Origin of the sequence: Mesorhizobium sp. L48C026A00, assembly GCF_000502375.1 — a bacterium.
Classification (GTDB): domain Bacteria; phylum Pseudomonadota; class Alphaproteobacteria; order Rhizobiales; family Rhizobiaceae; genus Mesorhizobium; species Mesorhizobium muleiense.
Genome location: NZ_AYWU01000068.1, coordinates 1 through 7,706, shown reverse-complemented (window position 1 = coordinate 7,706; position 7,706 = coordinate 1). Strand labels below are relative to the sequence as shown.

Below are 7,706 nucleotides of genomic sequence, written 5' to 3'. Positions count from 1 at the left end.
ACGCTTGAGTCCGTTCGCGCCTAAGTTGTCATCGCTTCAAGTTCATCAGGTTTCTCGCAGCCCACTCGAGAAGTCACTCTCCATATCCATTGATATGAGGTAATCTATGCGCATCGCATGCATTGGCACAGGGACCATAGGCGCGAGCTGGGTGGCATTGTTCATTACCGGCACGCATGAGGTCACCGCTTGGGACCCGGCAACGGGTTGGCAGGATCGCCTATTGGCCGCCCTCGACCGCTACGAGCCGCAATTGCGAGAGCTTCGAATGCCAATTGTGCGTACGCGCCTTCGACTTTGCGCCAGTTTGGGTGAGGCGGTGGCCGAGGCAGATCTCGTTCAGGAAAATGCCCCGGAACAGATACATCTCAAACGAGCGCTGGTCCGGGAAATTGCCAGACTAGGGCCGCTCGATTCGATTATCGCCTCCTCCACATCAGGACTTTTGCCAGCCGATATCGCTAGAGACATTCCCAATCCGGGTCGCCTCCTCGTAGCACATCCTTTTTCCCCTCCCCACCTGGTCCCGGCAATGGAGATCGTCGGCACACCTGAAATGCCGACTGAAAGACTTGAAGCTGCGGTCGAATTCTACCGCAGCATCGGCAAACAACCGGTTGTAATGTCGCATGCCATTCCGGGTTTTATCGGCAATCGCCTGCAAGCCGCGATGTGGCGGGAGGCGTTCCACATGATCGCGGCCGGCGAGGCTACGATGGAAGAGATCGACAACATCATTAAGGGCGGACCTGGTCTCCGCTATGGCATTTCAGGCCCATGTGAGGCCCAATTGGGTTGGGTAGATCAGCGGGAGGCCCCGGGCGAGATAGATGAAGAAAGGTGGTCGATACTGATGCAGACTGACTGGAGCCGCCTGCCCGGTCCACTGCTAACCGATGCACTGCGCGACATCCTTCGTCCGCAACTTTTGGCAGCGCGCGCGAAGAGGCTCACCCAAGACGCATGGGAGAAGCGGTTAATTGCAGTGCGACGTGCAGTCGAAAATATCTGAGGTTCAGCTCGTGCCAAATTGTAGGAAGCTGGAAGCACGCGAGCAGTTGGTCGAGGATCAGGCAACCATTTCAGTGGAGTAGTCAGCCCAGAGGTTGAACGCGTCAGCCCTGGCGTGGCGATAGGATGCAGCGGAGAGTTTGTGGTGACGGGTGCAAAATCAGATGATCTGGTCGCGGGGGGCAGGCGGCTTCTCCGCCCAACGCTCTGCGTCCGGCGCAAGGGTGTGGATCGGCTTAACGTACCTGCGCAGTTTCGCCGGTGACAATCACCCTTGGCGTGCCCAACCGGGCAAGCAGTCCGCGCAGAAAACACCTTGCGGCCTTCGCTTTTCGGCGTGGCTGCACCAGAATGTTGAGCACATCGCATCCGCGTCGATGGCGCGCCAGAGCCAGTGTCTCATGCCCTGGATAGTGTCGCCACCTCATCGAGGTGCACTTGTCGCGCACTGCTATCGCGCCGTATGTGATCGGCAAAATGCCGGCCGAAGCGATTGAGCCAAAGCCGGATCGTCTCCCGGCTGACAACGACCCCGCGCTCCGCAAGCAGGTCTTTCACGTCGGCGGTGCAGAGGGCGAACCGGTTATAGGCCGACACCGCATACGCGATAATTTCCCGAGGAAAACGAAAGCCCTTGAGGCGCGCATGTTGGTCGGAAGCGCCATCAGGTGGACATAGCGCGAACAGAACGATCGAACAGCTTGGCAATACCCTGTTTCAGCATGCAACCAATTTCCAAGGGCAAAGAGATAAACATGCGACGTTCACTCCTTCCTCTTTCCGGCATAAAGGTTGTTGATTTTGGCAGTACATTGCTGGTCCCGCAGCGGCGATGATCCTTGCCGATCTTGGCGCAACGGTCGTGCATATCGATCCGCCATCTGGTCCGCTCTGGGAGAGCCCGGCAAATGCGACCCTCAATCGAAATAAGCTGGTCGTCCGAAGAGGGTGTCGCCCAGGCGCTGGCACTCATTGGTGAAGCGGACATAGTCATCGAAAATGTTCGCCCCGGTGTGCTTGCACGGCTCGGCATTGACTTCACGGCGATTCGAGAGACCCGGCGCGATTTGATTGCCGTGTCCATTCCAGGCTTTTCCTCCAATGATCAGCTCCGTCGCGAGTGGCGCGCCTTCGAATCTGTCATTGCCGCATCCTCCGGCGTGTTTAGTGTTTTGTCTCTCTCTCTCTCTCTCTCTCTCTCTGATGGAGATTAATCCGTCCTTTTCGCCGCTACCTCGGCCTCCGCTTACGGCACGCTGCTTGCCGCATCTGCAGTCGTCTTGGCGCTTCAGGCGCGGGAGCACAGCGGAATCGGTGACGTGATCGAGGTACCTCTCGCATGCGCGGTGATGGAGGGTCTTTCCTAAACTCGATCAGCATCAGCGATCTCCCGTCCCGCTACAAATCACAAACTGAGATCGAGGTTGAACGCCGGCTCGAAAAAGCATTACCGATGGACCTATCCTACGAGTCCACACGGGAACTGCTCAATCCATTTTGCCGTAGTTATAAGTGCAAGGATGGCCGTATGTTTTATGTCCTCTGTCCTAGCCACAAACATCATCCGATTCGCTGCTTAAAAGTGCTCGGACTTTACGACGAGTTGGTGGCCGAGGGGCTGGCAGAGGAGGAGGATGTCTATCTTCCATTCAGCGAATGGCAATCCGACGTTTCGTTCGATGCGTTGCCGAGAGACTGGGCCGACAAGATCACTGAAAGGATGAAGGCCGCTTTTTTAGGCCGGACGTCAACAGAATGGGAGTCCATCTTCGGGGAAGGACTCATTCCCGCCGCGCCGCAGCGTTGGTCGCAGGAATGGATCGGCGACGACCACGCAGCTTCTGCGGGTTTGATGATTAAGGTCGACGATCCCATTTATGGTCAGATGACCCAGCCCGGACCTATGGTCTGGCTAGAGGAAAGCGGGGAAGCGATGTTGAACCCGGCGCCGAGAAAATGGGTCACCTTTGACCAGGCGATCGCCGCACTCTCGGCAATGCCTGGAAAGGCGCCCACGCTCCGCTCGTCCGATGGACCGAAAGCATGGCTTGACGGCGTACGAATTTTGGATCTGACTAATGTTGTCGCTGGCCCGCATTCGACGTCATATCTAGCCCGGTTCGGAGCAGAGGTGATTAATTAAATCGATCCGCCAGTCCACATTATGAGCCCTCGATAACTGTAATCTACGGCTTTAATCATTTGCGCGGCAAGCGCTCGGCTCTGGTAGACGTTGGGTCGTCTGGCGGTCGAGAGGCCTTCGAACGCCTGGTGAAATCGGTTGATGTCGTGGTACGGAATGCGTCGGACCGGAGGTCAAGCGCATGGGGCTCGACCGGGAAAGCTTGAAAGATCTCAATCCGAACGTGATTTTCTGTCAGCTGGACTGCTTCGGTGGCGTCCGGCGCGGCTCACGCAGCGAGTATCTCGGGTATGAAAACAATGTCCAGGCGGCGACCGGTATCATGCTAAGATTCGGTGGCTCGAGTGAGACGCCCGAGAACCACGTGCCCGTCGGAACGCTGGATGTGATGGGCGGATTGAGCGCGGCTCTCGGCATCGCCGTGGCATTGTTCCAGAAGGTGCGTGTTTCGGTAATTCCCGGACACCCTTTTCGCTAAATCCCGGACAGTGATTTCAGTAATTTGCGGACAGCGATTCCGCTAAATCCCGGACAGTTTTTCGGGAGCGGATTAAGCGGTCGCTTCTCGGCTGCGCCGTTCTGGCGATTTGGTCTCTCACGATGATGTTGAGAGGGGCTATGCCGAGACGGAAGCAAGCGACACGAACGAGCGTGAGGGATATCCAAGCGATCTTGCGCCTGACCCATGAGCAGGGTCTTTCGGTGCGTGAGGTGTCGGAACGGCTGAAGATCAGTAAGACGACAGTATCGACCTATTTGCTGCGGGCGCGGGAGGCCGGGCTGTCAGGCTGGCCGCTGCCGCCGGGCCACGACGACGCTACGCTTGAGCGGCTGCTGTTCGGCCGTGCCGGTCGTCCGCCGCAAGACCTGAGCGGACCGGACTTTGCGCTGGTCGCCCGGGAGTTGAAGCGCAAGGGCGTGACACTGACGCTGTTGTGGCAGAAGTATCGCGCTGCCCATCCCGACGGCTATGGCTACACTTGGTTCTGCGAGCACTTCGCCGCGTTCGAACGCCGGACGAACACGACATTCCGCAACCGGCACGAGGCCGGCGCGGTGATGCAGACCGACTATGCCGGGCACACGGTGCCGATCATCGAGCCTGTTACCGGCGTCATCCACGCCGCCCAGATCTTTGTCGCGGTGCTAGGCGCCTCCAATCTCACCTTCGCCTTTGCCAGCTCCAGCCAAAAGCTGCCGGACTCCTGTCGCTGTCGCCGCGCTATGGGCCGGAGCGGACGGAGGCAGCTTGCGAGCGGGCGCTCCTCATCAACGCGATCGCCTACTCCTCCGTCAACGCGATCCTCAAATCCGGCCTCGACAGGGTAGGCGCGCCGCCCGAGCAAGCTACGCCGACGCCTGCGCACCCCAACATCCGCGGCGGTACCTATTACCAGTGAAGGAAAGGAACAAAGAATGCTGAAAAACCCAACACTTGATCAGATGCATGCCCTCGGGCTCGCCGGCATGGCGGCCGCCTGGCGGGAGCTTGCCGAGCAGGACAGTGCTGGCGACCTAAGTCACGACGAGTGGCTCGGCCTGATGCTCGATCGCGAGGTCGCCATGCGGGCCGACAAGCGCGTCAGGAACAAGCTCGCCGCAGCCAAGCTGCGCTTTCCCGAAGCCTGCATCGAAGACATCGACTTTGCCACGCCGCGCGGGCTCGATCGGCGCAACACCATGGCGCTCGCCCAGGGCGAATGGCTGAAAGCGCATGAGAATTTGATCGTCACGGGGCAAACCGGCACCGGCAAGTCATGGTTGGCCTGTTCGGTCGGCAAGCGGCACGGCTCGATCATTCCGTGCTCTATGTGCGCGTGCCGCGCCTGTTCGAGGACCTGGCGCTCGCCCGCCTCGACGGCCGCTTTCCCCGCCTCATCGAAAAGCTCACCCGCGTCCAACTGCTCATCCTCGATGACTTCGGAACCCACAGCATCACCGATCAACAGCGCTTCTTTGTTCGAAATCGTCGAGGAACGTTATCGCCGCAAATCCACCCTGATCACCGCCCAGGTCCCGGTGGCCAGATGGCATGACCTGATCGCAGACCCCACCGTCGCCGACGCCATTCTCGACCGGATCGTGCACAACGCCCACCGCATCGTGCTTCAGGGCGACAGCATGCGAAAGCAAAAGGCCGCGCCCCTCTTGACCGGCACCGAAAACGGCGAAATCAATCATCCATGAACGTAACAAGGCACCCGAGGACCGTCGCCGCCAAACTGTCCCGACATTAGCGAAACCACTGTCCGGGAATTAGCGGAACCCCTGTTCGGCTTTTGCGAAATGCGCAAGAAGGGAAGGACTGGCCAAGCAGGGCGTGCCCATACGTCGCTGTCGGCGCTTTCCGGCCTGTTGCAGATTCCGTTTTGCTACGACTATGAAGGGCGTGGACCGTTCGATGAGCCATCCGGCCCGGCTTCCAAGGGGTATGATGCACTGAACTGCCTCTATGAAACGGCCTCAGGCCGGAGCCTTCTGGTCAGCGCGTCTGAGCGAGACCTGCCCCGATTCGCCCGGGTCGAGGGCCTTAAAGGTTTGTCGTAGGTCCGGTGCACTCATGGTCATGGGGCGCGCTGTTACCTCAATTTCCTTACCGCTCAATCAATGTGACCCCAACCTCACTCGATATCTTATCTTGAGCCGGCAATATTGGACGACGCTTATGCCAATCGGTCTCCTGTTGATAAGCGTCCGCCAATTTGAGAATACCTGCCTCACCGAATGGACGCCCTGTAAAGGAGAGACCAATCGGCATTCCGTTTGGATCGAAACCGCAACTCACGCTTACGGTTGGAAAGCCAAGGTAGTTGAAAATCCCGGTATTGGCCCAAAGCTTAGCCGCCTTGCCTTCACCGACGACTGACTGATGCTCTATACGGGTTTCCGCCAAGGTCGGAATGCAGGTAGGGATGGTCGGCGTCGCACACGACCGTTTCATACTGCACCTCCTCTTCAAACGTCCGGAAACAGGGACTTTTGCTTTTCCCTTTTGTTGCGACACGGGCCTCTGTAACGCGGAAACTGGGTCACTTCATCCTTTTCCAGGTCCGTTGCTCGTATTTGGTCGGCCGTGAACAATGAGAGGGATGAGGCTTCGAGATCCTTCGGCTGACTGTGGAGGGCGGCGAAGAGAAGCCACAAAAGAGCCTTCAGCCACCTGAGCAGGAGGGAGAAGTTGTAGCCGGCGGCGGCCAGGATGGCGTTGACGGCGTCGCCGTGCTTGCCGGCGAGGTAGTTGCGGCCCATCCGGTGCTCGGCCTTGATGTGGCCGATCACAGGCTCGATCGCGGAGCGGCGGCGCATCTGGCGCTTGATGCTTGATGACTGGGGTGACACGGCGTTTCTGGCCGCTGGTGAAGACCCTGAACTTGTGGCTCTCCGGTGCATTGTGGCCGCGATAGCCGGCCTCGGCGAGAACGCGGCTGATCTCGTTGCCGATGGTCTTTTCCATGTCAGGGATGATCGCTGCGAGCGTGTGGCCGTCATAGGGATTGCCGGGCAGCGCTTTTGCATGCAGGGCGAACTGGCCACCCTTTGAGCGCTTCAGCGTGGTGGCCACCGACACCTTCACCCCGAACTCGTAAGGGCGCATGCGCCTTGCCCTTACCGAGCATTCCACCTCGTGCGCATGCAGGCTGTAGATTTTGCGGCCGCGCTGGCGCTGACGCTGCTCGAGAACGGTGGCGGCCTGGTAGAGCGACCATTTGAAGAGCGCGTCCAGTTGCGTATCGCCGGCGATCTGGCGGGAGATGTCGCGAATGGTCCGGCCGAGATAGGTCTTGAGCCTGCGCAGCGCCTTGTTGGCCCGCTTGAACTGCTTGGCGTGCGCATAGCGCTGGTGCTTGATCAGCGCCAGCTTGCCGACCCGCACATAGGTCTGGCGCAGGTCGAGCCGCGTCTTCTTCGCCAGCCGCACCAGCCGCTCGCGGGCGCGATGGATGAGCTTGGCGTCGGTCGGGAACATCACGTTCTTCGGCTGCACGGTCGTGTCCATGATCACTTGGCGCGTGTCGGTCGGCTTCATCGCCCCGGTCTTGACTGCAATGCTGAGGCTTTCCTGCAAAAGCGCGACGATCCGCTCCTCGCCCATGCGGCTGCGCCAGCGCGTCATCGACGAGCGGTCGAACGGCAGGTCGTAGCGGAAGAACTCCTCGCCGCACAGATACTGGAAATACGGGTTCTCGATCCAGCGCTCGCACAGCACCTCGTCCGACAGGTTGAAGGTGTGCTTGAGGATCGCCAGCCCCGCCATCAGCCGGGTCGGCAGCGGCGGCATGCCGGGACCGTCCGAGTAGACCGCGCCGAAACGCGCCTCCAGCACCGGCCAGTCGATCGCCTGCGCCAGGCACACCAGCTCGTGCTTCATGTTGATGATCTGATCGAGCCTGGAGCGGAAAAGATCCTGCTCTCCCGTCTCGCGCTTCTCGTGTGGCCTGGACACTGCGTCCCCCTCGATTCGCCGCCGCCGACCGAGTGAATCTGGAGGGTTCTGTGTAGTCGCGGGCGCGATTGGGCGGGCACGCACGGGTCGCGACTACATTGAAGCCTT

At 59.7% G+C, this 7,706-nt stretch carries 4 protein-coding genes and 7 pseudogenes; 7 read left to right on the top strand and 4 right to left on the bottom strand.

The window, feature by feature from the left end; genetic code table 11:
- Positions 1–106 precede the first annotated feature (106 nt).
- The gene (locus X738_RS79930) at positions 107–1,012 is read left to right on the top strand and encodes a 3-hydroxyacyl-CoA dehydrogenase NAD-binding domain-containing protein (protein WP_023804149.1); all 906 of its coding nucleotides are present in this window, start codon (positions 107–109) and stop codon (positions 1,010–1,012) included.
- Between the two features lie 57 nt (positions 1,013–1,069).
- Here the strand turns inward: X738_RS79930 and X738_RS79925 are convergent.
- Positions 1,070–1,698 (bottom strand): annotated as a pseudogene (locus tag X738_RS79925) (IS6 family transposase).
- Positions 1,676–1,879, bottom strand: coding sequence for a hypothetical protein (locus tag X738_RS88640; RefSeq protein WP_280812024.1), 204 nt, complete (start codon positions 1,877–1,879; stop codon positions 1,676–1,678). The pseudogene X738_RS79925 and the gene X738_RS88640 overlap by 23 nt, the downstream one beginning before the upstream one ends.
- Between X738_RS88640 and X738_RS88630 the strand changes: the two are divergent.
- The 6 genes and pseudogenes from X738_RS88630 to X738_RS89510 all read left to right on the top strand — a co-directional run.
- Positions 1,844–2,225: pseudogene (locus tag X738_RS88630) on the top strand (CoA transferase). The gene X738_RS88640 and the pseudogene X738_RS88630 overlap by 36 nt on opposite strands.
- Positions 2,226–2,539: 314 nt before the next feature.
- Positions 2,540–3,154 (top strand): CoA transferase, encoded by a 615-nt coding sequence (locus tag X738_RS88625; RefSeq protein ID WP_051408017.1) that lies wholly within the window; start codon positions 2,540–2,542, stop codon positions 3,152–3,154.
- A gap of 59 nt (positions 3,155–3,213) precedes the next feature.
- Positions 3,214–3,632 (top strand): annotated as a pseudogene (locus X738_RS88615) (CoA transferase).
- A gap of 140 nt (positions 3,633–3,772) precedes the next feature.
- A pseudogene (locus tag X738_RS79915) lies at positions 3,773–4,357 on the top strand (sigma factor-like helix-turn-helix DNA-binding protein); the annotation flags it as partial.
- Positions 4,358–4,570: 213 nt separating this feature from the next.
- Positions 4,571–5,341: pseudogene (gene istB, locus X738_RS79910) on the top strand (IS21-like element helper ATPase IstB).
- 105 nt (positions 5,342–5,446) lie between these two features.
- Positions 5,447–5,695, top strand: a pseudogene (locus tag X738_RS89510) (CoA transferase); the annotation flags it as partial.
- A 52-nt stretch (positions 5,696–5,747) separates the two neighbouring features.
- On the opposite strand, the gene X738_RS85740 reads toward X738_RS89510, so the two are convergent.
- Together X738_RS85740 and X738_RS79905 are read right to left on the bottom strand one after the other, a co-directional pair.
- Complete coding sequence (locus X738_RS85740; protein WP_023804142.1) at positions 5,748–6,095, bottom strand: amidase family protein; 348 nt, start codon at positions 6,093–6,095, stop codon at positions 5,748–5,750.
- 179 nt (positions 6,096–6,274) lie between these two features.
- Positions 6,275–7,598: pseudogene (locus tag X738_RS79905) on the bottom strand (IS5 family transposase); the annotation flags it as partial.
- Between the last annotated feature and the right edge of the window lie 108 nt (positions 7,599–7,706).

Excerpts from the sequence above, each read along its gene's own strand:
- X738_RS88625 (WP_051408017.1), top strand. The coding sequence starts at position 2,540 with ATGTTTTATGTCCTCTGTCCTAGCCACAAACATCATCCGATTCGCTGC.
- X738_RS88640 (WP_280812024.1), bottom strand. The coding sequence starts at position 1,879 with ATGCACGACCGTTGCGCCAAGATCGGCAAGGATCATCGCCGCTGCGGG.
- X738_RS85740 (WP_023804142.1), bottom strand. The coding sequence starts at position 6,095 with ATGAAACGGTCGTGTGCGACGCCGACCATCCCTACCTGCATTCCGACC.
- X738_RS79930 (WP_023804149.1), top strand. The coding sequence starts at position 107 with ATGCGCATCGCATGCATTGGCACAGGGACCATAGGCGCGAGCTGGGTG.